Raw genomic sequence first — 23,152 nt, 5'->3', positions numbered from 1 at the left:
AAACGTAAACGACGCGGCGTGCCAGAGCCCGGCCACGCAAAAGGCCGAGGCTCCCGTATTTTTGGCTTTGGCAGTTTTTCAGAGCGGGGCTTGCGGATGCGGCGAGCCGTCGTAGGCGCCCCAGATCGACTGGTCGAAGCAGATCATCGAGCCGGTCATCAGGCCGGATTCGGACGATGAGAGATAGGCGCAGGCGCGGGCCACTTCCGCGGGGTCGACGAGGCGGCCGAAGGGCTGGGCGGCGGCGGCTTCGTCCAGCCAGTTGGCGGCGGCGCCGTGGAACTCACGCTGGATACGGTCCTCGCCTTCCGAGGCCATCCAGCCGATGTTGAGGCCGTTGACGCGGATACGGTTGCGCAGCAGCGCATAGGCGGTGTTCTTGGTCAGCGTTTCGAGCGCGCCCTTGGAGGCGCAATAGGCGGCGATGAAGGGCTGGCCCGCCTTGGCCGACATCGAGCCGATGTTGACGATGGTGCCCTCGATTTTCTCGCGGCGCATGATTTTCACGCTTTCCTGGATCAGGAAGAAGGGCGCGCGCACGTTGATCGCGAACATGGCGTCGAAGAGTTCGGGGCTGGTGTCGAGAATGGTGCCGCGATCGGTGGTGGCGGCGGCGTTGACCAGCGCATCGACACGGCCGAAAGCCCTGTCGCAGGCCTGGACGACCTTGCTGGCATCCTCCACCTTCGAGAGATCGGCCTGGACATAGACCACCTCCGCGCCGGTCGCGCCTGTAATCTCCTCGGCCTTTGCGCGGCCCTTGTCGGCATTGCGGCCGCAGATGACGATGCCCTTGGCGCCGCGCTCGGCGAAGAGCCGGGCGATGGTGGCGCCGAGGCCCTGCGTGCCGCCGGTGACGATGGCGATCTTGCCGTCGAGGCGGCTGTGGTCTGTGCTCATTTATGGTTCCTCCCAATGATATCTGACTGAATGATGCGCGAATGGCCCCTCGCGACGCGAGAGGCCTTTTGTGGTTGCTGTTGTGGGCAGTGCTTCCCTCAGCTCAGCTTCTTCTCCGCCTGTTTCGCAAGAGCTTCGGCAAACATCTCGTCGCTCCAGCCCGCGGCCAAAGCCTCGTGCATCAGCTGCGCCTGCGTCTTCGGCGCGAGGCCACCGAGCGGTGGGTCGCGGTCGAGATTGGTGGGGAAGGAGTAGCCCTCGGCGCAAGCTGCCACCGCATTGGCGATTTCTGATTGCGAGAGCGTGTCGGAAAGCCGCTTCAGCGCCGGGAAGAGGGTGGCGCTCATGCGCTGGCGGTCGACCGTTTCCATGGCGCGGCCGAAGGCGGACGAGACCTGCAGCAGGTTGGCGACGCGCTTGATGTCGGCCGAGCGGTTGGTGCCGGCGGCATGGAAAAGCGCCGGGTTGAAGAAGACGACGTCGCCTTTCTTCAACGGTAGCTGCACGTGGTTCTTCTCGAAATAATCGCGGAATTCCTGGCGCTTGAGCGCCAGATAACCCGGCACATAGGTCTGGCTGTTCGGCAGGAAGAGCGTCGGTCCGCTTTCGAGCGGCATGTCGCAATGGGCGACCGCGCCCTGCAGCGTCAGCACCGGCGATAGCCTGTGGACGTGGACGGGAAACTGCTGGATCACCTCAGAGGACTGGAAGCCGAGGTGATAATCGCGATGCGCGGATTGGGCGGCACCACCGGGGTTCACGCGGTTGACCTGCGCGGTCATCTGGTAGCTCGGGCCGAGCCAAGCCTGGCTTGCCAACGCCACGATCGGGTTGGCGTAGTATTCTGCGAAATTGTCGGGGTCGGCGAGGCAGTGCTTTTCGAGCGAGTTCCAGATGCGGTCGTTGGCGCCGGCCTTGGCGAAGTGGTCGCCGCCGCCCGTCGATGTGCGGTGCTGCTCGGTGATGATGTCGTCGAAGATCTTGCTGGCGCGATCGATGACGCCGGTGTCCTCATAGGCGCCGGTGAAGACGACGACGCCGGGGCCCTCGGCGAAGGCTTCGCAGATCTCGGCCAAGAGCGCGCGCTTGCCTTCAGGATCCGCGATGACGGCCCTGACATTGCGGCTGTCGTAAATCAGCACGTTCTTCTCGACCGCGGCTGCGTTCGGATAATCGGCGAGTGATGTCGTCTTTTCGGCCAGCGCCCGGAAGTCGTCGAGATCGCACGCATCCTCGGTGAGCCAGACGCGGTCGGCACGCAGCTTCTGCAGATTGTCGGTTTTCATCAGATGCTCCTCCATTCCTGATGAAGGCACTATACGGCGCGGCGAGGGGCGTGGTAGATCAGAAATCCATCAAAAATACATCAGAGTGGATCGGAATCTCACGGCATGGCGCATGTCTTTCTCGTCAAGGATATCGCCTTTCAGGCGGGCTTGAGCACGGCAACCGTGGACAGGGTGCTGAACGGCCGGCCGGGCGTGCGGCGGCAGACGGAGCTGCGGGTGCGGGCGGCGATCGCCGAGCTCGAGAAGCAGCAGACGGAGGTGGCGGCAGGCGGGCGGACGATCGCGATCGATATCGTGATGGAGACGCCCGAGCGCTTCAGCACGACGGTCCGCGCCGCCTTCGAGGCCGAGGTCGCGACCTTTCTGCCGACGGTGTTTCGCTGCCGCTTTCACTTCGCCGAGGTGATGAAGCCGGCGGAGATCGTCCAGCTTCTCGACCGGATACGGCTGCGCGGCACCAAGGCGGTCGTGCTGAAGGCGCCCGATGTGCCCGAGATCGACGCCGCCGTGTCGCGGCTGGAGGAGGCGGGCATCCCCGTGGTGACGCTGGTGACCGACCTGCCGAATTCGGCGCGGATCGCCTATGCGGGAGCGGATAACCGGGCAGCGGGCGAGACCGCCGCCTATCTGATCGGCGAGCGGTTTGCCGGCGCGCCGGGGCGAGTGCTGGTGACGCTCTCAAGCGGGCGGTTCCGCGGCGAGGAGGAGCGCGAGATCGGCTTTCGCCGCGTCATTCGCGAGCGATACCCCGAGATTGGCATCACCGAGATCAGCGAAGGGCACGGGACGGACGCGGCAACCGGGATTCTGGCGGCGCGGGCGATTGCGGCCGACGAGACGATTGACGCGGTCTATTCGATCGGCGGCGGAAATCGCGCGGTGCTCGCGGCCTTCGAGGCCGCCGGTCGGCCGATCCGGGCGTTCGTCGCGCATGATCTCGATGCCGATAACCGCGCGCTCTTGAAAGCCGGCAAGATCGGCTTCGTGCTGCATCATGACCTGCGCTCCGATGCGCGCACGGCGTTTCGGGCCGTGATGAGCCGCGGTGTGTCCGGGCGTACTGCGCCAGCATCCTTGTCGGCGGTGGAAATCATCACACCTTACAATATGCCGGCTGCGACATGATGTTTAGCGGCTTTGCCGTTCCTTCGGTCGTCAAATCACGGTAAAGCTTGAGTATCAGACAAGGTGACTATGGCATGGAATACGGTGATATCGGTACGGTTGCGACGTGGCTGACGGAGCAGGGGCTGAATGGCGCGACTGAAACCGAGTTGCTGACCGGCTTCTGCGATACCTGCCGCAGGCTTGGCCTCCCGCTCGATCGCAGCCTGGCGCTGATGGATACGCTGCACCCGGTGCATGAGGGGCGCGCTTTCCGCTGGGATAGCGAGCAGGATGTCGAGCCCGAATTTGCTTATGGCCCGATGGGCGGCGATGGAAACTCGCTGGAAAACTGGCAGCGCTCGGCGTTCTATCATCTCTGGACAGGCCCCGAGAACGAGGTTCGCCGGCGGCTGGCGTTCGGCGATCCAGCCGATTTCTACATGCTGGATACGATGCAGGCCGAGGGACATACCGATTTCGTCGCGATGGTGCGCAAGTTCGACAAGGCCGGCACGATCGGCGAGATGGATTGCTTCTTCGTGCATTTCGCCACACGCCATCAGGAGGGGTTCTCGGATCATCACATGATGGTGCTGCGCAAGCTGGCGCCGGTGCTGGCGCTGGCGATCAAGTGCATCGCGCTCGGGCGCATCGCCCGCACGATCGCCGAGGTCTATCTCGGCGAGGATGCGGCGCGCCAGGTGCTGGACGGCAAGATCAGCCGAGGCAAGTCGGAGCGGATTTCGGCGGTGCTGTGGTTCTCGGATCTCGTGAACTACACGAAGATCTCCGACAGCGCCTCGCCTGAGGAAATCCTGCCGATGCTGAACGCCTATAGCGATCTGGTCATCACGGCGGTGCATGAGGCCGGCGGCAATGTGCTGAAGCTGATCGGCGACGGGGTGCTGGCGATCTTCAAGGCCGACGCGCCGGCCGATGCCTGTTCGGCGGCGCTGAAGGCCGAGCGGGTGTTGCACGAGCGATTGGTGACGCTGAACAACGAGCGCGCCTTCGAGGAGCGGCCGACCACCGACGTCTATATCGGCCTGCATATCGGCGACGTCTTCTATGGCAACATCGGCAGCCAGGAGCGGCTCGACTTCACGGTCATCGGCCCCGCCGTCAACGAGGTTAGCCGCATCGCCTCGCTGTGCCGGTCCGTCGATTTCAATGTGCTGATGTCGTCGGATTTCGCCGCTGCCGTCCCCGAAGCCGAGCGCGGCGCGCTGGCCTGTGTCGGGCGTTACGCGCTGCGCGGCGTGCAGCGGCCGCAGGAACTCTTCACGCTGGAGACGGCGGGTACCATCCGCTGATCAGCGCAGTATCGGCGCAATCAAATTTTACAAGACTGTCGCCTTCCTGGATTAGAGACTTATATGCTCGGGCGAAGGGGTTTTCGCGCCTCTTGACCGGATGACGCGGCGGGTCGCTGCGTTGGAGAACACTCAATCCAACAGGAGAACGGCATGCAGATCAATCGCACAGGTTCCGCACAGTGGTCGGGCGGCATCAAGGACGGCAAGGGTCAGATCTCGACGCAGAGCGGCGCGCTCAAATCCTACCCTTATGGCTTCGCCAGCCGTTTCGAAGGTCTCCCAGGCACCAATCCCGAAGAGCTTATCGGCGCCGCCCATGCCGGCTGCTTCACCATGGCGCTGTCGCTGATACTCGGCGAGGCCGGCTTTACCGCGACCAGCATGGAAACGACGGCGAAGGTGACGCTCGAAAGCGTCGAGGGCGGCTTCGCGATCAGCGCCATCCTCTTGACGCTGCGCGGCACGGTTCCGAATTGCGACGAGAAGACCTTCATCGAGCTCGCCGGCAAGGCCAAGGCCGGTTGCCCGGTTTCCAAGGCGCTGGCCGCAGTGCCGATCACGCTGGATGCGCAGCTGGCGTAAGCTGGTATTTATCGATTGTTTGAAATGCCGCGGTGCTTTGTGCCGCGGCATTTTTCGTTTGTGGGTGTGGTGATGACCCCTCCCCAACCCCTCCCCACAAGGGGGAGGGGCTAAACCGTGGCACCCGCAGCGTCCAACACTCAAGATCGTGGCTGTTGAGAGGTTGCGGCTTTCGGCAAGACATCTCGCCCAGCAAAGCCCCTCCCCCTTGTGGGGAGGGGTCTTTTGCGAGGGCGAGGCGGGGACTTTGCCGCAACGCAAAAGATTGACTTTCACCTCCTGATGCCTTACGACTGACGAAAATCGAAATTCGTCAGTCGTAAGGCAGCACGGCAGAAATCATGAGCGACACCGCCGAAAGCATTCTCGAAGCGACAAGACAGGAGAATGTGACCCGCATTCTCGATGCGGCCGAGCGTCTGTTTCGTCACTATGGCTACGCCAAGACCACGGTCGCCGATATCGCCCGCGATCTCGGCATGTCGCCGGCCAATGTCTATCGCTTCTTCTCCTCGAAAGTAGAAATCCACCAGGCGATCTGCGGGCGCATGTTGGCTGCGAGCTATCAGCAGGCCTACGAGATCTGCCATCTGCCGCTCAGCGCTTCCGAGCGGCTCAGCCGTTTCGTGCGCGGGCAGTACCAGATGACGGTCGAGACCATGCTTGACCAGGAAAAGGTGCACGAGATGGTGGTCGTCGCCATCGAGCGCGACTGGCATGTCATCGAGAAGCATGTCGACAGCATTCACGATCTGCTGGCCGAGGTGATCCGCGAGGGTATCGAGACCGGTGAGTTCGTCGATCAGGATCCCGCGACCGCGTCGCGTTGCTTTGGCGCCGCCACGGTGACGCTCTGCCACCCGATCATGGTGGCGCAATGTCTTGCCAAGACCAATCGAGCGACGGTGGACGAGCTGATCGACTTCTCCATCAGGGCTTTGAAGAGATAATCGGGCGGCACGGCCGCCAACAATTCAACACACAAACATACCGGGAGTGCGAAAGATGATTTCGCTGAAGACAGTCAAGTTGCCGTCCGTTGCCAGTTTCGCGCTCCTTGGCGCCGTTTCGCTCGCGCTTTCGGGCTGCAGCGAGGAGAAGAAGGCGGAGACCAAGGAGATCCTGCGGCCGGTCAAGGTCGTGGAAATCGCCAAGGCCGGCGAGACCCGAGCGCTTGATTATTCCGGTGCGGTGAAGGCGCGCGTCGAGATGAACCTCGGCTTTCGCGTGGCCGGAAAGATCACCGAGCGCCGCGTGAATATCGGCGACCGTGTCCAGCCGGGTGATGTAATCGCGCGCATCGATGCGACCGATTACGAGCTCGCGACGAAGACGGCTGAGGCCAATCTGGCGGCGGCCGAAAAGGGTGTCGGCACGGCGGATCTCGCCAACAAGCGCGCCCAGCAGCTGTTCGACAAGAGCGTGACGGCGAAGTCGCAGCTCGAGCAGGCGTCGCTCAGCTATGACCAGGCCGTCTCCACGCGCGACGCGGCTCGCTCCTCTCTCGATCAGGCGAAAAACCAGGTGAGCTACGCCGAGCTGAAGGCCGACCAGAGCGGTATCGTCACCGCGATCAGCGCCGACACCGGCACGGTCGTTGCCGCCGGCACGCCGGTCGCCACCGTCGCCCTCGACGGTGAAAAGGAAGTGCAGATCGCGGTGCCTGAGAACGACATCGCCGAGTTCAAGCCGGGCAAGACGGTCAAGGCGAGCTTCTGGTCTTCGGCCAAGCTGGTGCTCGACGGCAAGGTGCGCGAGGTCTCCGGCAGCGCCGACGCGCAGTCGCGCACTTTCGCGGTTCGTGTGAGCCTGCCGCATGACGATCGCGTCCTGCTCGGCATGACGGCGACGATCGAGGCCAGCGTCAGCAACTCTAACACCCATGTCGCCATCCCGCTCGCCGCACTTGCCGAAAAGGACGGCAAGAAGATCGTCTGGGTGGTCGATCGCGACCAGCAGACCGTGCATGCCCGCGACGTCACGATCGCCGATTTCACCGGCGACGGCGTCAATATTGCCGACGGGTTGAAGACCGGCGATCTCGTGGTTGCCGCCGGCACGCAGTTCATGACCGACAATCTCAAGGTCAAGCTGCCGGGCCAGCAGTCGGCATCCGCCGAAACTGCGGCCGAGACCGGCGACGTCGTTCGCTAAGCGGTCAGGAGAGGGAACGGGACAATGGACAATTCCACCACCGAGAAGAAGCCCTTCAACCTGTCGCGCTGGGCAATCGGCCATCCGAGCATCGCGCGCTTCCTGTTCGGCCTGATCCTCATCACCGGCGTGCTCGGGCTGATGCGGATGGGGCAGAAGGAAGACCCCGATTTTACCTTCCGCGTCATGGTCGTGCAGGCCGTGTGGCCGGGCGCCTCGATCCAGGAAATGCAGGATCAGGTCGTCAACAAGATCGAGCGCAAGCTGCAGGAAACCCCGCATATCGACTGGGTGAAATCCTATACGCGCGCCGGCTCCGCCGTCATCACGCTGCAGATCAAGGGCGATACCAACGGGGCTGATGTCGCCGACGCCTTCTACCAGGTGCGCAAGAAGGTCGGCGATATCTCCAACGAGCTGCCGTCAGGCCTGCTCGGCCCCTATTTCAACGACGAATTCGGCGATACCTTCATCACGCTGCAATCGATCAGCGGCGATGGCTACAGCTATCCGGAACTGAAGAAATTCGCGATCCAGGCGCGCGACATGCTGTTGACGACGCCGGGTGTCGAGAAGGCCGTGATCATCGGCGACCAGCCGGAGAAGATCTTCATCGACGTGTCCTCCCAGGCGCTCGCCGAACGCGGCCTGACGATCGTCGATCTGCAGAACGCCATCAAGGGCCAGAACAGCGTCGACCCCGCCGGCTCCGTCGATACCGGCACGCGCTCGGTGCGCATCGCCGTCGAAGGCGACGTGACCAAGGCCGCCGATATCCGCGAGCTCCGCCTCAAGGCCGGCAACCAGGTGACCCGCCTCGGCGATATCGCCACGGTCTATTCCGGCCTTCAAGACCCCTATCAGCGCAAGTACCGCTTCAATGGTCATGAGAGCGTCCAGGTCGGTGTCGTCATGGCCAAGGGCTACAAGGTCACCGATGTCGGCAAGGATGTAGAAGCGACCTACAAGCGCTTCGAGGAATCGCTGCCTTACGGCGTGTCGGTCGACCAGATTTCCAACCAGCCGGATGTCGTGACCGATGCTGTCAGCGAGTTCATGCATGCGCTCGGTGAAGCGCTGGCCATCGTTCTCGTCGTCTCGTTCCTGTCGATCGGCTGGCGTTCGGGCCTCGTCATCGCCATCGCCATTCCGCTGGTGCTGGCTGCCACTTTCGCCATCATGTACGAGCTCGGCATCGACCTGCAGCGTATCTCGCTGGGAGCGTTGATCATCGCGCTCGGGCTGCTTGTCGACGACGCGATGATCGTGGTCGAGTTGATGGAGCGCAAGCTTGAAGAGGGGCTCGTCAAGATCGAGGCGGCGAGTTTCGCCTATTCCTCCACCGCCTTCCCGATGCTGACGGGTACGCTGATTACCACGGCCGGCTTCATCCCGGTTGGCTTTGCGGCCTCCACCGCCGGGGAATACGTTCGTACGCTGTTTTATGTCGTCGGCATCGCGCTCGTGGTCTCGTGGTTCGTCGCGGTCTATTTCACGCCGTGGCTCGGCTACATGATCCTGAAGCAGCGCCAGCATGCCGGCGGCGCGCATCATGATGCCTTCGACACCAGCTTCTATCGCCGGCTGCGGTCGACGGTGGGCTGGGCCGTGCGCCACCGCATCATCGTCGTCGCCATGACGCTGGTGACCTTCGCCACCAGCCTCTGGGCCTTCCAGTTCATTCCGCAGAACTTCTTCCCGCAGTCCTCGCGTCCCGAGATTCTCGTCGATCTCTGGCTGCCTGAAGGTACCAGCATCAAGGAAGTCGAGACGCAATCGAAGGCGCTCGAAGCCAAGATCATGGATGACAAGGACAAGAAGTTCGTCGCCACCTATATCGGCGAGGGCGCGCCGCGCTTCTTCCTGCCGCTCGACCAGCAGCTTCCGAACCCGAACTTCGCGCAGCTGCTGATCATGGCTAATGACGAACCGGCCCGCGAACGGCTGATCGTCAAGCTCAGGACCATTCTCGCCGAGGACTTCCCCGATATCCGTGGCAAGGTCGACCGCCTGTTCCTCGGTCCGCCGACCGGCTGGCCGGTGCAGATGCGCGTCATGGGTCCGGATCGCCAGGAAGTCCGCAGAATAGCCGACCAGGTGAAGGCGAAGTTCCAGGAAAATCCGCTGCTTGGCGCCATCCATGACGACTGGCTGGAGCAGGTGCCGGCGATGAAGCTGGTGATCGACCAGGACCGCGCCCGTGCGCTCGGCGTCACCTCGCAGCGCGTCCGCCAGATGCTGCAGACGGCGATGTCCGGCGCGCCGCTCGACGATTTCCGCGACGGCGAGGAGACGGTGTCGATCGTCGCCCGCGAGCCGGAAGCCAATCGTTCGCTGCTGTCGGCCGTCAACTCGGTCTATGTGCCCACCGATTTCGGCGGCTTCGTGCCGGTCTCGCAGATCGCCAAGGTGGTGCCGGTTCTCGAACAGGGCATCGAATGGCGGCGTGATCGCCTGCCGACGATCAGCGTGCGCGCAACGCTGCCTGATGGCGTGCAGTCGAACGACGTGGTCATGAAGATGTATGCCGACCTGCAGCCGCTGCGCGACAGCCTGCCTGCCGGCTACAAGGTCGAGATCCAGGGCGGTGCCGAGGATTCGGCCGAAAGCCAGGCCTCGATCGCCGCCAAGGCGCCGATCATGCTTGTCGTGATCGTGCTTCTCCTGATGGCGCAGCTGCAGCACTTCGGCAAGGCGATGCTGGTGCTGGCGACCGGTCCGCTCGGGATCATCGGTGCCGCAGCAGCCCTCCTTATCTCCGGCGCGCCGTTCGGGTTCGTTGCGATCCTCGGCGTCATCGCGCTCTTGGGCATCATCATCCGCAACTCGATCATCCTGATCGACCAGATCGACCAGGACATCAAGGCGGGGATGCACCGGCAGGAAGCGATCGTCGGCGCGGCCGTGCGCCGTTTCCGCCCGATCATGCTGACGGCTTTGACGGCTGTCCTCGCGCTGATCCCGATCTCGCGCGGCGTCTTCTGGGGCCCGCTCGCCTACGCCATGATGGGCGGCATCCTGGTCGCCACGGTGCTGACGATCCTGGTTCTGCCGGCGGCCTATGCGCTGTTCTTCGGCAAGGAGCCGAAGGGCAAGGAGGATGAGGCAGTTCCGTCCGCTGAGGATGATGCGGTGGATCACGGGCATCCGCCGGCGATGGCGGCGGAGTGAGAATGCGGACGGCGCGGTGAGAACCGCGCCGTTTTTGTATAGGATTATTAATTGAGAACTGAGGGTGTGGCCCCCTCATCCGCCTGCCGGCACCTTCTCCCCGCTGGGGAGAAGAGACTCGGAGCTAGCGGCTCGCTCCCCCTCTCCCCTCGGGGAGAGGGTAGGGTGAGGGGGCTGCAGGCTCTGCGCCTTCGATTTGAGGTAGCCTCTACCCCGCCATCTCCGCTTCCGCCTTCAATCCCAGCAACGCCGCCCCAATCAACCCGGGCTCGACACGGCACTCACTGCGCACCACCAGCGGGCGGTCGAATTTGCGCAGGATGCGCTGGCGCACGGCCTTGTCGAGCTCATCCAGCAGCGGCTCCACATTGGAGAGCCCTCCGGCAACGGGGACGATGGTGGCGCCGGTGATGTTGACTGTTAGCGCCAGAGGAGAGGCGAGGAGATCAATGAAGACGTCGATCGTGCGGGTCGCCTTTTCCTCGCCGCGCAGCCACTGGCCGATGATCTCCTCGCTGGTGAAATCGAGACCATGGAGGGTCTTGTGCAGGCGTTCCATACCGCGCGCGCCGCCGACGGAATCGACGCAGCCGCTCTGGCCGCAGCCGCAGGCATAATGCGGGATCTCGACCGGCGGGTGGCCGGCGCGCAGCGCGACGATCGGGCCGTGGCCCCATTCGCCGGCAAAGCCGCCCGCCTCGTTGATCAGTCGGCCATTGGCGATCACGCCGCCGCCGACGCCGGTGCCGAGGATGACGCCAAGCACGATGCGGTGGCCTCGACCGGCGCCGAGGCCGGCTTCGGCCATGGCGAAGCAGTCGGCGTCGTTGGCGACCAGGACCGGCACGCCGAGCTCGGCCTGAAGATCGGCGGCGATGGTGCGCTGGTGAATGCAGGGAATGTTGGCGCAGGTGAGCAGCTGCGTATCCGGATCGACGACGCCGGCGATCGAGATCGACAGCAGCGTCGGCGTGCCGCCGGCTTCCGCGATGAAGGTTCTCAGCGTGTCGACGAAGGCGCCGAAATCATCGAGGGGGGTCGGGCGGCGGCCGAGCGGCGTGATCTCGGTTTCGGAAAGGGCAACGCCGCCCTTGATTGCCGAGCCGCCGATGTCGAAGGAGATGATCATTCGTATTCTGCTTGTTCCAAACGGTTAGAATCTGCTCGCATCGTTCGGTGCGATTTGCAAGCCTAAACCCTGATCAGGCAGGCAGCGTGATGCGGGCCTCGAAGCCGGAACTCTGGCCGCTGGCCGGCGAGATCAGGTCGAGCGTTCCGCCCATCTGCGAGACGATGCGATCGGCAATTGCCAGCCCAAGTCCGGAGCCTGAGGCGCTGGTGTTGCCGCGCCGGAAGCGCCTCTTCAGCGTCGCGATATCGCTTTCAGGCACCAAGGGCCCGCCATTGACGACACGCACGACACCATTCGCATCGAGATTGACATCGACCGATAGCTCCGGGTCGCCATGAACCAGGGCGTTCTCGATGAGGTTGCGCAGGATGATGCCGAAGGCGTCCATGTCGGCGTTGCGGACCAGCTTTGTCGCAGGGGCGGCGGTGTAGCGCAGGCGACCCTGCGAGCGGCTGTCGCGTTCGTAGTCGGTGACGATCATGTCGAGCACCGGGCGAAGATCCGTTGCCGTGGCGCTGCCACCGATGCCGGCCTCGGCGCGGGCGAGCTGCAGCAGTTTTTCGGCGAGGCGCCCGAGATTGACCAACGAGCTCTCAACCTGATGGGCGCGGGCCTTGGTTGGTCCTGGGGGCAGCTCCTCGGCAAGGCGCTGCGTCTGCGCCAGCGCGCCGGCGATCGGCGTTCTGAGTTCGTGGGCGCTGTTGGCGGTAAACTCGCGCTCGGCCTCAAGCGCGGAGCGCAGACGTCCGAGCAGCAGGTTCACGGAGCGGGCGATCGGCTTCAGCTCTTTCGGCAGACCGGCGCTCTCCACTTCCGCCAGATTGCCGCCGTCCTTGGTGCCGATATCCTGGCGCAGCGTATCCAGCGGCTTCAGCGCGCGGCCGACGATGAACCAGATGGCAAAGATGCTGGCGGGGATTAGCGCGATCAGCGGAATGAGCAGCGTGACGGCGCTCTCGCGCACGGCCTCGCGCCGGTTCTTGAAGCGGTCGGCGACTTGCAGGAAGAGCGAGCCGTCGGATGTCTTTTCCGTGTAGATACGCGCGGTCGCGCTGTCGAAGAAGCCTGTTTCGAGCGGGGCGGGGAAGGGTTCGGCAAGCGCGTCATTGGAGCGCAACACCACCTTTCCTGATGGATCACGAACCTGATAGGTCAGATACTCGCGGTTGGCGGCGGTGTTCAGCATGGCGATGCCATGCGGGTCGCCGATGCCGCGCTGGTCCATGTCGTCGAGGATCAGCGCCAGCAGCCGTTCCGTCGTTTCCTGCTGGGCGCTGTCGAAGATCTCGTCGAACTCATGCTGCATGACGCGGATGCTGAGGCCGATGGCGATAAGCCAGAAGATGACCATGACGGTCGTCAGTGCGGTGATGAGCGGGCGGGTGATACTGCGTTCGCGCTTCATTGTGATCCGAGTGTGTAGCCGATGCCGCGGGCCGTGCGGATGCGATCCTTGCCGATCTTCTTGCGCAGCCGGCTGACATAGACCTCGACCGTGTTGCTCTCGATTTCCGAGCCGAAGGCGTAGAGCGCCTCCTCGATGCGGTCCTTGGAGACGATCGCGCCGGGACGTGCGGTCAGGAGGTCAAGCACCGCCCATTCGCGGCTGGTAAGGATGACGGAAATACCGTCGACGGAGAGCTTGTGCTGCGGCCGGTTGATTTCGATATCGCCGATCTGCACCACCGGATGCGGGTTGGCGTCGTAGCGGCGGGCGACCGCCATGATGCGGGCTTCCAGCTCGCCAAGGTTGAACGGCTTGACGAGATAGTCGTCGGCGCCGGCGTTCAATCCCTCGATGCGGTCGGAGATCTGGTCTCGCGCGGTGAGGATGATGACGGGCGCGCGGATGTCGCGGCTGCGCAGCTTGCGCAGGAAATCGACGCCGCTGCCATCGGGAAGATTGAGGTCGAGCAGCACCAATCCATATTCGACGGGGCCCGTGGCGGCTTCCGCATCGGCGAGGTTCTTCACCCAATCGACGGCATGGAAGGACGCGGCGACGTGATCGCGCACCGCCTCGCCAATCATCTTGTCGTCCTCAACCAGCAGAATTCGCACGATTTTTCCCTCTGGCGCATAGTTAGCGTGCCGTTCGATGTCAGGTCAAGCATGGCTTCGCGGGCAAAGATGGCGCTGCAATGGCGGGGCTGAGCACCATCCACTGCTTGCGTTGAGGCTAAAATAGATTGTGCAATTTCTCAATGCACTCGACATTTGCCCGAATTTTGTTTTGATCTGGCGCGAACATAGCTTCAACCACATGCTTTGCCGGCGAAAGCCGGCGCAGTCGCGCGCAATGGATAGTCGATGGTGAAAAAGTCCGAAACTTCTGGTCGTCTCGATGACGCGGCGCGCGCCGGCTGGCTCTATTATGTGGCAGGGCGCACGCAGGACGAGATCGCCTCGTCCATGGGGATTTCGCGACAATCGGCGCAGCGGCTGGTGTCGCTTGCCGTGGCCGAGCGGCTGATCAAGGTGCGGCTCGATCACCCGATCGCCGCCTGTCTGGAACTCGCCAACGCCGTGCGCAACAAATACGGGTTGCGGCAGGTGGATATCGTGCCGAGCGATCCGGGCGCCGGCGCCGCGACCGTCGGCATCGCCGAGGCGGCGGCGGCCGAGATCGAGCGCTGGCTGAAGAAGACCGACCCGATCGTTCTTGCCGTCGGAACCGGGCGAACGCTGAAGGCTGCGGTCGATCAGCTGCCGGCGATCGAGTGCATCAATCATCGCATCGTCTCGCTCACCGGCAACATCGCGCCCGACGGATCGGCCGCCTATTACAACGTCATCTTCAGCATGGCCGACGCCGTCAAGGCGCGGCATTTCCCGATGCCGCTGCCGGTTCTCGTCACTTCCGCGGAAGAGCGCGAGACATTGCATGCCCAGCAGCTGGTGCGCTCGACGCTCGACATGAGCGCGCAGGCCGATGTGACCTTCGTTGGTATCGGTGAGCTCGGCATCGACGGGCCGCTTTGCGTCGACGGCTTCCTCGAGAAGGGCGAGATGATGGAGTTGATGGACAATGGCGCCGTCGGCGAGATCTGCGGCTGGATTTTCGACAGTGAAGGCAGGCTGCTCGACAACCCGATCAACGAGCGCGTCGCGTCCGCTCCGATCCCCTCGCGCGAGACCTCCGTGGTCATTGGAATCGGCAAGGGCAAGCGCAAGATGAAGGCGATCAAGGCGGCCGTGACCGGTCATCAGATCAACGGTTTGATCACCGATGAAGAGGTTGCCGAGTATTTGCTCACCTAGTGGGCAAAAATTTATTTCTTTTTAAATCAGTGTTTTAACTCATCGTTTCGCGGCTGCAGCAACGATTGGAGCTTGACATTTGTCGTCTGTCATTGAGTAATTGCCCATGAGCAAAGCGAATGCTCGCTAACATCTTCTGGGAGGAAGATCATGACATTTAAAACTTTTCTGCTCGGCGCCTGCTCCGTCCTGGCGTTCGCGGGCATGGCTTCGGCTGAAACGCTGACGATCGCGACCGTCAACAACGGCGACATGGTCCGCATGCAGAAGCTCACGGATGACTTCAAGGCAAAGAACCCCGGCATCGATCTCGAGTGGGTAACGCTCGAAGAAAACGTGCTGCGCCAGAAGGTCACGACCGATATCGCGACCAAGGGCGGCCAGTATGACGTTCTGACGATCGGCAACTACGAAGTTCCGATCTGGGCCAAGCAGGGCTGGCTTCTGCCGCTCGACAACCTCGGCGAAAAGTATGACGCCAAGGATCTGCTGCCCGCGATCAGCGCCGCGCTGACCGTCGACAACAAGCTCTACGCCGTGCCGTTCTACGGCGAAAGCGCGATGATCATGTACCGCACCGACCTCTTCGAAAAGGCCGGTCTGAAGATGCCCGACGCGCCGACCTGGGACTTTATCGCCGATGCGGCGAAGAAGATCACCGACAAGAGCGGCGAAGTCTACGGCATGTGCCTTCGCGGCAAGGCCGGCTGGGGTGAGAACATGGCGTTCATCACCGCGCTCGACAACTCCTTCGGCGGTCGCTGGTTCGACGAAAACTGGAAGCCCCAGTTCGATAGCCCCGAGTGGAAGGAAGCGCTTGGCTTCTACGTCAACCTTATGAAGGAAGCCGGCCCTCCCGGTGCATCCTCGAACGGCTTCAACGAAAACCTGGCGCTCTTCCAGACCGGCAAGTGCGGCATGTGGATCGACGCGACGGTCGCCGCTTCGTTCGTCTCCAACCCGAAGGAATCGAAGGTTGCCGACAAGGTCGGTTACGCTCTGTTCCCGACCAAGGGCGAGATGAAGAACCACGGCAACTGGCTGTGGTCTTGGAACCTCGCCATCCCTGCGACCTCGACCAAGGCTGAAGCCGCGCAGAAGTTCGTCGCCTGGGCGACCGACAAGGCTTACGGCGATCTGGTTGCGAGCAAGGAAGGCTGGGCAAACGTTCCTCCGGGCACGCGCACCTCGCTCTACGAAAACGCCGACTACCAGAAGGCCGCTCCGTTCGCCGCCAAGACGCTTGATGCGATGAAGGCAGCCGACACGCAGAAGCCGACCGTCAAGCCGGTGCCTTACACCGGTGGCCAGTTCGTCGCGATCCCTGAGTTCCAGGGCATCGGTACGGCCGTCGGCCAGCAGTTCTCGGCAGCTGTCGCCGGCCAGATCTCCGTCGATCAGGCCCTGCAGAGCGCTCAGCAGCTGACGACCCGCGAAATGACGAAGGCTGGTTACCCCAAGTAAGCCTCCCGAGACATGCGGCGTGCGCCTGCACGCCGCACCCCTAGGCCGCCGAATTGCCCGAACTGCATCGGCGGCCCTTTTTGTCCCTAAGGCCTTGCAGCCATCCGCTTTCAGAAAAGACGGTGAACCATGGCAACGTTACACACCCGCTCCGCGGCGCGCATGATGATGGCACCTTCGGTGCTCCTGCTCTTCGCGTGGATGATCGTCCCGCTCGTGATGACGATCTACTTCTCGTTCATCGACTACAATCTCCTGATGCCGAGCGACAATCGCTTCCTCGGCTTCCTCAATTACGAATTCTTCCTGACGGACCCGGCCTTCTTCGATGCGTTGATAAACACGCTCGTGCTGGTCTTGAGCGTCCTCGTCATCACCATCGTCGGCGGCATCGCGCTGGCGCTTCTGCTCGACCAGCCGATGTTCGGCCAGGGGATCGTGCGCATTCTCGTGATCGCGCCGTTCTTCATCATGCCGACCGTTGCTGCGCTGGTGTGGAAGAACATGTTCATGAACCCGGTCAACGGGTTGTTCGCCTATATCTGGCGTCTGTTCGGCGCGCAGCCGGTCGATTGGCTCGCCAACATGCCGCTGTTTTCGATCATCCTGATCGTTGCCTGGCAGTGGCTTCCCTTTGCCACGCTGATCCTCTTGACCGCGCTGCAGTCGCTGTCGGAAGAGCAGAAGGAAGCGGCCGAGATGGATGGCGCGGGCTTCTTCTCGCAGTTCGTCTACATCATCCTGCCGCACATGGCGCGCGCGATCACCGTCGTCATCCTGATCGAGACGATCTTCCTGCTGTCGGTCTTCGCCGAAATCCTCGTCACCACCAATGGCGGTCCCGGCACGAGCAGCACGAACCTGACCTACCTCGTCTATAACAGGGCACTCCTGCAGTTCGACATCGGCGGCGCTTCGGCGGGCGGTATCATCGCGGTCATCCTCGCCAATATCGTTGCTATCTTCCTCGTCCGCATCGTCGGCAAGAACCTGGAGACTTGAGATGGCCAGACGCATCACAACCCAGCGCAAGGTGATCGTCACGGCGGTCGCCTGGACCATCGGCATCGTGCTCTTCTTCCCGATCCTGTGGACCTTTCTGACAAGCTTCAAGTCGGAAGCCGACGCCATCGCATCGCCGCCGCAGTTCCTGTTTTTCCACTGGACGACGGAGAACTATCTGGAGGTGCAGAGCCGATCGAACTACTTCAGCCACTTCCTGAACTCGGTGATCATCTCCTTTGGCTCGACGCTTCTCGGCCTGATCATCGCGGTCCCGTCCGCCTGGGCGATGGCGTTCTCGCCGACCAAGCGCACCAAGGACGTCTTGATGTGGATGCTGTCGACCAAGATGATGCCGGCAGTCGGCGCGCTCATCCCGATCTATCTGTTGTTCCGCAATACCGGTCTGCTCGACAGCCGCATCGGCCTCGTCGTGGTGCTGATGCTGATCAACCTGCCGATCATCATCTGGATGCTCTACACCTACTTCAAGGAAATCCCCGGCGAGATCCTTGAGGCGGCGCGCATGGATGGCGCCTCGCTCAGCAAGGAAATCATCTACGTGCTGACGCCGATGGCGGTGCCGGGGATCGCCTCGACGCTTCTTCTCAACATCATCCTGTCCTGGAACGAAGCCTTCTGGACGCTCAACCTCACGGCCTCCAAGGCTGCGCCGCTGACGACGTTCATCGCTTCCTATTCCAGCCCGGAAGGACTTTTCTACGCCAAGCTTTCGGCAGCATCGACCATGGCAATCGCCCCGATCCTGATCCTCGGCTGGTTCAGCCAGAAACAACTCGTCCGCGGCCTGACGTTCGGCGCGGTGAAATAAGAAACAAGGGAGAGAAACATGGGCAGCATTACCCTTCAGAAAGTTTCGAAGGTCTTCGGCGAAGCCAAGGTCATCCCTTCGATCGATCTCGAAATCAAGGACGGCGAGTTCGTCGTCTTCGTCGGCCCGTCGGGCTGCGGCAAGTCCACGCTGTTGCGTCTGATCGCAGGCCTCGAGGATGTCAGCGGCGGTAAGATCGTCATCGACGGCAAGGACGCCACCGAGAGCGCGCCGTCGGAACGCCGGCTCGCCATGGTGTTCCAGTCCTACGCGCTCTATCCGCATATGAGCGTGCGCAGCAACATCGCCTTCCCGCTGAAGATGGCGGGCATGGCGAAGCCCGAGATCGACAAGAAGGTGGCGGACGCAGCCCGTGTCCTCAACCTCACCGACTATCTCGACCGCAAGCCGCGCGCGCTTTCGGGCGGCCAGCGCCAGCGTGTCGCGATCGGCCGCGCCATCGTGCGCCAGCCCTCGGCCTTCCTGTTCGACGAACCGCTATCGAACCTCGATGCCGCGTTGCGCGTCAACATGCGCCTCGAGATCAGCGAGCTGCACCAGCAGCTGAAGACGACGATGATCTACGTTACCCACGACCAGGTCGAAGCCATGACCATGGCCGACAAGATCGTGGTGCTCAACCGCGGCAACATCGAGCAGGTCGGCTCGCCGATGGAGCTCTACTCCAAGCCGCGCAACCTCTTCGTCGCCGGCTTCATCGGCTCGCCGAAGATGAACTTCGTGCCGCAGGGCTCGCAGACGCTGGGCGTGCGCCCCGAACATATCCAGCTTTCGATGGAGAGCGGCGAGTGGAAGGGCAAGGTCGTGGTCGCCGAACATCTCGGCTCCGACACCTTCCTGCATGTCAACGTCGAGGGCATCGGCCAGATGACGGCGCGCGGCGACGGCAGCTTCCCGGCCAAGGCCGGCGACACCGTTTACCTGACCGCAGACAAGGCTCGCATTCACAGGTTCAACGAGCAGGGCCTCGCCATCTGAGCGAGGCATCCGGGGTGGGGAAGAGCGCGCGTGCCGGACGAGGTGCCCGGCGCGCCAGTACCGGGGTCTTTAGACCCTGAAGACCTTCAAGAGGACTGAGACATGACGTGCAAACTATCGCTGGCAACGCTTTCCGACGCGGCTAAGACAGCCGCCGTACCGGCCTATGAGCGGGCGTCGCTGAAGGCGGGCATCGTGCACTTCGGCGTCGGCAACTTCCACCGCGCCCACCAGGCAATCTATCTCGACGACCTGTTCAACAAGGGTGAGGCTCACGACTGGGCGATCATCGGCGCCGGCATCCTGCCGTCCGATGCCGCCATGCGCGACAAGCTCGCCGCCCAGGACTTCCTGACAACAGTCGTCGAGCAGGACAACAACAAGACCTCGGCGCGCGTCACCGCGCCGATGATCGACATCTTGCCGGTCGGCGATGCCAAGACCATCATCGCCAAACTCGCCGATCCCGAAATCCGCATCGTCTCGATGACGATCACCGAGGGTGGCTACTTCATCGACGCGTCGGGCAAGTTCAATCCTGATCATCCGGCAATCGCAGCTGACGGCAAGAACCCCGCCGATCCGAAGACCGTGTTCGGCCTGATCGTCGCCGGTCTCAAGGCGCGCAAGGACAAGGGCCTTGTGCCTTTCACCGTCATGTCGTGCGATAACATTCCGCACAATGGCGTCGTCACCCGCAACGCCGTGGTCGGCACGGCGGCGCTGTCGGATCCCGCCTTCGCTGAGTGGATCAAGGCCAATGTCGCCTTCCCGAACGCCATGGTCGACCGCATCACGCCGGCCACCGGCCAGCGCGAGATCGATCTCCTGAAGGACGTCTTCGACATCGAGGACAACTGGCCCGTCTATTGCGAAGAGTTCAAGCAGTGGGTGCTGGAAGACAAGTTCACCGCCGGTCGTCCGGCGCTGGAGAATGTCGGCGTCACCTTCGTGCCTGACGTTACGCCCTACGAGCACATGAAGATCCGCATCCTTAACGGCGGCCATGCGGCGATCGCCTATCCGGCGGCGCTGATGGACATTCATTTCGTGCACGACTCGATGGAAGACCCGCTGATCCGCGCCTTCCTCGCCAAGCTCGAGAAGGACGAGATCATCCCGATCGTGCCACCGGTGCCGAATACTTCGCTGACGGACTATTTCGCGCTGATCGAGCACCGCCTGCTCAACCCGAAGATCGCCGACACCATCCCGCGCCTTGCGCAGGACGGCTCCAACCGCCAGCCGAAGTTCATCCTGCCGTCCACGCTCGACAACCTGAACCAGGGTCGCGACGTGATCGGCCTGTCGCTGGTCTCCGCACTCTGGTGCCGCTACTTCGCCGGCAAGACCGATACCGGCCAGGATATCGTCTTCAACGATGCCAGCGCCGACCGGCTGCATGCCGCGGCCATCAAGGCCAAGGACGACCCGATGGCGTTTCTCGCCTTCGACGACATCTTCGGCGAGGTTGCCAAGTCCGAGCTCTTCCGCAAGCGCTTCGCGCATGCGCTGAAGACGCTGTGGGAAAAGGGCACGCGCGAGACGCTGCAGCTTTACCTCGACAACAAGCTCGCGGCATAAGCATCAGGCGGCGGGCGTTCCCCGCCGCTATCCACCCATCTCTGCCTGCAATGTCTTGAACCCTGATTGGATGTGTCATGGCTGATGCTGAAACACGGCTTGTGATCTTCGACTGCGACGGCGTCCTCGTCGACAGCGAGCCGATCTCCGTCACCGTTCTCGTCAAGGCCATGAACGATCTCAACGTGCCGATCACCGAGGACGAGGTGTATGGCCGCTTTCTCGGACGCAGCCTCGCGACCGTGATAGAGACGATGAAGACGGAATATAACGTCCATCCCGGCGAAGCCTTCCTTGAGCAGATCCGCACCGATCTCTATGCGCGCTTCCGCACTGAGCTGAAGCCGATCGGCGGCATCGCGGATACGATCGATGCGCTCGATATCCCCTGCTGCGTCGCCTCGTCCAGCCAGGTCGAGCGTATCCGTCTGTCGCTGACAGTCACCGGGCTGATCGACCGGCTGCCGAATATCTTCAGCGCCTCGATGGTGAAGAACGGCAAGCCGGCGCCGGATCTGTTTCTGCATGCGGCAAGCCAGATGCAGGTCGATCCCGCTAACTGCGTGGTGATCGAGGACAGCCCCGCCGGCATCGAGGCCGCCAAGGCCGCCGGCATGACCGTCTTTGCCTTCACCGGCGGCTCGCATGCCAATTTCGCCGGCTATCGCGACGAGCTTGACCGCCTTTCCCCCGACGCTACGTTTGACGTCATGCCGGATTTGATCCACCTTATCAAAAAACATCAGCGGGACGGGAACGACCTTTAATGCCTCAGCATGTGGTTGCTGTTGATATCGGCACGGGCAGCGCACGCGCCGGCGTCTTCGATGCGCGCGGCCAGCTGCTGGGCAAGGCCGATCATCCGATCATCATGAACCGGCCTCGCGAAAACCACGCCGAGCACGATTCCGAGGATATATGGTCGGCGGTGTGCATCGCGGTGCGCCGCGCGATGGAGCAATCGGGTGCCGCACCCGAGAGCATCGGCGCGATCGGTTTCGACGGCACCTGCTCGCTTGTGGTTCGGGATATCGATGGCGGGCAGATCAGCGTGTCGACGGGCGGCGAGCGTCGTTTCGACACCATCGTCTGGCTCGATCACCGGGCGCTGAAGGAGGCGGATTTCTGCACGGCGACCGGCCACGAGGTGCTGGAGCATTCCGGGCATTTCATGTCGCCCGAGATGGAAATGCCGAAGCTGATGTGGCTGAAAAAGAAGCTGCCCGGCACATGGGCGAATACCGGCTATCTCTTCGACCTCGCCGATTTCATGACCTGGAAATCCACCGGCTCGCTGGCGCGGTCGCGCTGCACGCTGACGTCCAAGTGGAACTATCTGGCTCATCTCCAGGATGGCTGGCGCAAGGATTTTCTCGAGCAGATCGGCCTCGATGACCTGCAGGCGCGCGGGCGGCTTCCCGACGACACCGTTGCGGTCGGCGGCAGCGTCGGCACGCTGACGAAGGAGGCGGCCTCGGCGCTCGGTCTCACCACGGCCTGTCACGTCTCTTCCGGCATGATCGACGCCTATGCCGGCGCGCTCGGAACGCTCGGCGGCGACGCGCATGATCCGGAACGGCTGGAACGGCAGCTGGCGCTGATCGCCGGCACATCGAGCTGCATCGTCTCGTTTTCGCGCAAGCGGCGCCCGAGCCACGGCATGTGGGGCCCCTATTACGAAGCCGTGTTTCCCGGTACCTGGCTTGTCGAGGCCGGGCAGTCGGCGACGGGGGCTCTGCTCGACCATGTCGTCAGGATGCATGCGGCCGGCGGCGAGCCGACGGCGGCGTTGCACCAGAAGATCGTGTCGCGGATATCGCAGCTGCGCTCGGAAGAGGGCGATGCCTTCGGCGCCAGGATCTTCGTGCTGCCTGATTTTCACGGCAACCGCTCGCCGCTTGCCGACCCGCACGCGGTCGGCGCAGTCAGCGGGCTGACGCTCGACACATCGTTCGACGGGCTCTGCTCGCTTTACTGGCGCACCGCCGTGGCGATCGCGCTCGGCATCCGCCATATCCTGGAGCGGATGAAGGAATATGGCTACGCCCCCGATACGCTGCATGTGGCCGGCGGGCATGTGAAGAACCCTGTGCTGATGGAGCTTTATTCGGATGCGACCGGCTGCAAGGTCGTGGTGCCGAAGATGAACGAGGCGGTGCTTCTGGGCACCGCGATGGCGGCCTCCGTCGCCTGCGGTCTGCATGCCGATCTCGCGACGGCGGGTTCGGCCATGTATCCCGGCGGCGACGTGCATGTTCCCGACGAGAGCAAGCGCGCGCTCTATGATCGCGATTACCGCCGGCTGCTCGCCATGTATCGCCATCGCGCCGAGCTCGAGGCGATGGAATAGATTTCGGAT

19 protein-coding genes are annotated in these 23,152 nt (G+C 62.9%); 14 read left to right on the top strand and 5 right to left on the bottom strand.

The genetic code is table 11. The features are described from left to right. Nucleotides 1-78: 78 nt before the first annotated feature. Nucleotides 79-900 carry an SDR family oxidoreductase gene (locus ACODTZ_RS30585; protein ID WP_489030359.1) on the bottom strand — a complete coding sequence of 274 codons (822 nt, stop codon included), beginning with the start codon at nucleotides 898-900 and terminating at the stop codon, nucleotides 79-81. Between the two features lie 98 nt (nucleotides 901-998). Then, nucleotides 999-2,186, bottom strand: a complete 1,188-nt coding sequence (locus ACODTZ_RS30580; RefSeq protein ID WP_489030357.1) for a phytanoyl-CoA dioxygenase family protein — start codon at nucleotides 2,184-2,186, stop codon at nucleotides 999-1,001. Between the two features lie 105 nt (nucleotides 2,187-2,291). Between ACODTZ_RS30580 and ACODTZ_RS30575 the strand changes: the two genes are divergently transcribed. The 6 genes from ACODTZ_RS30575 to ACODTZ_RS30550 all read left to right on the top strand — a co-directional run bounded on the left by ACODTZ_RS30575 (nucleotide 2,292) and on the right by ACODTZ_RS30550 (nucleotide 10,519). After that, nucleotides 2,292-3,314: a LacI family DNA-binding transcriptional regulator gene (locus tag ACODTZ_RS30575; RefSeq protein WP_489030355.1), complete on the top strand. Its 1,023-nt coding sequence runs from the start codon at nucleotides 2,292-2,294 to the stop codon at nucleotides 3,312-3,314. 74 nt (nucleotides 3,315-3,388) lie between these two features. After that, complete coding sequence (locus tag ACODTZ_RS30570; RefSeq protein WP_111565268.1) at nucleotides 3,389-4,609, top strand: adenylate/guanylate cyclase domain-containing protein; 1,221 nt, start codon at nucleotides 3,389-3,391, stop codon at nucleotides 4,607-4,609. A gap of 153 nt (nucleotides 4,610-4,762) precedes the next feature. Next, nucleotides 4,763-5,194 carry an OsmC family protein gene (locus ACODTZ_RS30565; RefSeq protein ID WP_018902456.1) on the top strand — a complete coding sequence of 144 codons (432 nt, stop codon included), beginning with the start codon at nucleotides 4,763-4,765 and terminating at the stop codon, nucleotides 5,192-5,194. 341 nt (nucleotides 5,195-5,535) lie between these two features. After that, nucleotides 5,536-6,144, top strand: a complete 609-nt coding sequence (locus ACODTZ_RS30560; RefSeq protein WP_489030352.1) for a TetR/AcrR family transcriptional regulator — start codon at nucleotides 5,536-5,538, stop codon at nucleotides 6,142-6,144. A 55-nt stretch (nucleotides 6,145-6,199) separates the two neighbouring features. Beyond that, nucleotides 6,200-7,348, top strand: a complete 1,149-nt coding sequence (locus tag ACODTZ_RS30555) for an efflux RND transporter periplasmic adaptor subunit (protein ID WP_489030350.1) — start codon at nucleotides 6,200-6,202, stop codon at nucleotides 7,346-7,348. Nucleotides 7,349-7,372: 24 nt separating this feature from the next. Continuing rightward, a complete protein-coding gene (locus tag ACODTZ_RS30550) occupies nucleotides 7,373-10,519 on the top strand; it encodes an efflux RND transporter permease subunit (protein WP_489030349.1) in 3,147 nt (1,048 codons plus the stop codon). Between the two features lie 208 nt (nucleotides 10,520-10,727). On the opposite strand, the gene ACODTZ_RS30545 is transcribed toward ACODTZ_RS30550, so the two are convergent. The 3 genes from ACODTZ_RS30545 to ACODTZ_RS30535 form a co-directional block, all read right to left on the bottom strand. Next, complete coding sequence (locus ACODTZ_RS30545; protein ID WP_489030347.1) at nucleotides 10,728-11,648, bottom strand: ROK family protein; 921 nt, start codon at nucleotides 11,646-11,648, stop codon at nucleotides 10,728-10,730. A 73-nt stretch (nucleotides 11,649-11,721) separates the two neighbouring features. Then, entirely contained in the window at nucleotides 11,722-13,056 is a 1,335-nt protein-coding gene (locus tag ACODTZ_RS30540) for a sensor histidine kinase (protein ID WP_489030345.1), read from the bottom strand. Then, entirely contained in the window at nucleotides 13,053-13,712 is a 660-nt protein-coding gene (locus tag ACODTZ_RS30535; RefSeq protein ID WP_111565273.1) for a response regulator, read from the bottom strand. The genes ACODTZ_RS30540 and ACODTZ_RS30535 overlap by 4 nt, the downstream gene beginning before the upstream one ends. A gap of 249 nt (nucleotides 13,713-13,961) precedes the next feature. Between ACODTZ_RS30535 and ACODTZ_RS30530 the strand changes: the two genes are divergently transcribed. The 8 genes from ACODTZ_RS30530 (at nucleotide 13,962) to ACODTZ_RS30495 (ending at nucleotide 23,143) form a co-directional block, all read left to right on the top strand. Further along, nucleotides 13,962-14,912, top strand: a complete 951-nt coding sequence (locus ACODTZ_RS30530; RefSeq protein WP_111565274.1) for a sugar-binding transcriptional regulator — start codon at nucleotides 13,962-13,964, stop codon at nucleotides 14,910-14,912. Nucleotides 14,913-15,062: 150 nt separating this feature from the next. Beyond that, nucleotides 15,063-16,376: an ABC transporter substrate-binding protein gene (locus ACODTZ_RS30525; protein ID WP_047509795.1), complete on the top strand. Its 1,314-nt coding sequence runs from the start codon at nucleotides 15,063-15,065 to the stop codon at nucleotides 16,374-16,376. 129 nt (nucleotides 16,377-16,505) lie between these two features. Further along, nucleotides 16,506-17,378, top strand: a complete 873-nt coding sequence (locus ACODTZ_RS30520) for a carbohydrate ABC transporter permease (protein WP_047509793.1) — start codon at nucleotides 16,506-16,508, stop codon at nucleotides 17,376-17,378. Between the two features lies 1 nt (nucleotide 17,379). Next, nucleotides 17,380-18,210, top strand: a complete 831-nt coding sequence (locus ACODTZ_RS30515; protein ID WP_047509791.1) for a carbohydrate ABC transporter permease — start codon at nucleotides 17,380-17,382, stop codon at nucleotides 18,208-18,210. Between the two features lie 18 nt (nucleotides 18,211-18,228). Continuing rightward, nucleotides 18,229-19,209 carry an ABC transporter ATP-binding protein gene (locus ACODTZ_RS30510; protein WP_047509790.1) on the top strand — a complete coding sequence of 327 codons (981 nt, stop codon included), beginning with the start codon at nucleotides 18,229-18,231 and terminating at the stop codon, nucleotides 19,207-19,209. A 102-nt stretch (nucleotides 19,210-19,311) separates the two neighbouring features. Next, nucleotides 19,312-20,793 (top strand): mannitol dehydrogenase family protein, encoded by a 1,482-nt coding sequence (locus ACODTZ_RS30505; RefSeq protein WP_018902444.1) that lies wholly within the window; start codon nucleotides 19,312-19,314, stop codon nucleotides 20,791-20,793. Nucleotides 20,794-20,870: 77 nt separating this feature from the next. Further along, nucleotides 20,871-21,560: an HAD family hydrolase gene (locus ACODTZ_RS30500; RefSeq protein ID WP_489030341.1), complete on the top strand. Its 690-nt coding sequence runs from the start codon at nucleotides 20,871-20,873 to the stop codon at nucleotides 21,558-21,560. Beyond that, nucleotides 21,560-23,143, top strand: coding sequence for an FGGY-family carbohydrate kinase (locus ACODTZ_RS30495; protein ID WP_489030339.1), 1,584 nt, complete (start codon nucleotides 21,560-21,562; stop codon nucleotides 23,141-23,143). Before ACODTZ_RS30500 ends, ACODTZ_RS30495 begins: the two co-directional genes overlap by 1 nt. Nucleotides 23,144-23,152 lie beyond the last annotated feature (9 nt).

It is taken from the genome of Rhizobium sp. FG113, assembly GCF_057809895.1.
This window is presented reverse-complemented; position numbering and strand designations above follow the sequence as displayed.

What these genes read in the sequence shown, in the direction of transcription:
- ACODTZ_RS30585 (WP_489030359.1), bottom strand. Translation starts at nt 900, where the DNA reads ATGAGCACAGACCACAGCCGCCTCGACGGCAAGATCGCCATCGTCACC.
- ACODTZ_RS30580 (WP_489030357.1), bottom strand. Translation starts at nt 2,186, where the DNA reads ATGAAAACCGACAATCTGCAGAAGCTGCGTGCCGACCGCGTCTGGCTC.
- ACODTZ_RS30575 (WP_489030355.1), top strand. Translation starts at nt 2,292, where the DNA reads ATGGCGCATGTCTTTCTCGTCAAGGATATCGCCTTTCAGGCGGGCTTG.
- ACODTZ_RS30570 (WP_111565268.1), top strand. Translation starts at nt 3,389, where the DNA reads ATGGAATACGGTGATATCGGTACGGTTGCGACGTGGCTGACGGAGCAG.
- ACODTZ_RS30565 (WP_018902456.1), top strand. Translation starts at nt 4,763, where the DNA reads ATGCAGATCAATCGCACAGGTTCCGCACAGTGGTCGGGCGGCATCAAG.
- ACODTZ_RS30560 (WP_489030352.1), top strand. Translation starts at nt 5,536, where the DNA reads ATGAGCGACACCGCCGAAAGCATTCTCGAAGCGACAAGACAGGAGAAT.
- ACODTZ_RS30555 (WP_489030350.1), top strand. Translation starts at nt 6,200, where the DNA reads ATGATTTCGCTGAAGACAGTCAAGTTGCCGTCCGTTGCCAGTTTCGCG.
- ACODTZ_RS30550 (WP_489030349.1), top strand. Translation starts at nt 7,373, where the DNA reads ATGGACAATTCCACCACCGAGAAGAAGCCCTTCAACCTGTCGCGCTGG.
- ACODTZ_RS30545 (WP_489030347.1), bottom strand. Translation starts at nt 11,648, where the DNA reads ATGATCATCTCCTTCGACATCGGCGGCTCGGCAATCAAGGGCGGCGTT.
- ACODTZ_RS30540 (WP_489030345.1), bottom strand. Translation starts at nt 13,056, where the DNA reads ATGAAGCGCGAACGCAGTATCACCCGCCCGCTCATCACCGCACTGACG.
- ACODTZ_RS30530 (WP_111565274.1), top strand. Translation starts at nt 13,962, where the DNA reads ATGGTGAAAAAGTCCGAAACTTCTGGTCGTCTCGATGACGCGGCGCGC.
- ACODTZ_RS30525 (WP_047509795.1), top strand. Translation starts at nt 15,063, where the DNA reads ATGACATTTAAAACTTTTCTGCTCGGCGCCTGCTCCGTCCTGGCGTTC.
- ACODTZ_RS30520 (WP_047509793.1), top strand. Translation starts at nt 16,506, where the DNA reads ATGGCAACGTTACACACCCGCTCCGCGGCGCGCATGATGATGGCACCT.
- ACODTZ_RS30515 (WP_047509791.1), top strand. Translation starts at nt 17,380, where the DNA reads ATGGCCAGACGCATCACAACCCAGCGCAAGGTGATCGTCACGGCGGTC.
- ACODTZ_RS30510 (WP_047509790.1), top strand. Translation starts at nt 18,229, where the DNA reads ATGGGCAGCATTACCCTTCAGAAAGTTTCGAAGGTCTTCGGCGAAGCC.
- ACODTZ_RS30505 (WP_018902444.1), top strand. Translation starts at nt 19,312, where the DNA reads ATGACGTGCAAACTATCGCTGGCAACGCTTTCCGACGCGGCTAAGACA.
- ACODTZ_RS30500 (WP_489030341.1), top strand. Translation starts at nt 20,871, where the DNA reads ATGGCTGATGCTGAAACACGGCTTGTGATCTTCGACTGCGACGGCGTC.
- ACODTZ_RS30495 (WP_489030339.1), top strand. Translation starts at nt 21,560, where the DNA reads ATGCCTCAGCATGTGGTTGCTGTTGATATCGGCACGGGCAGCGCACGC.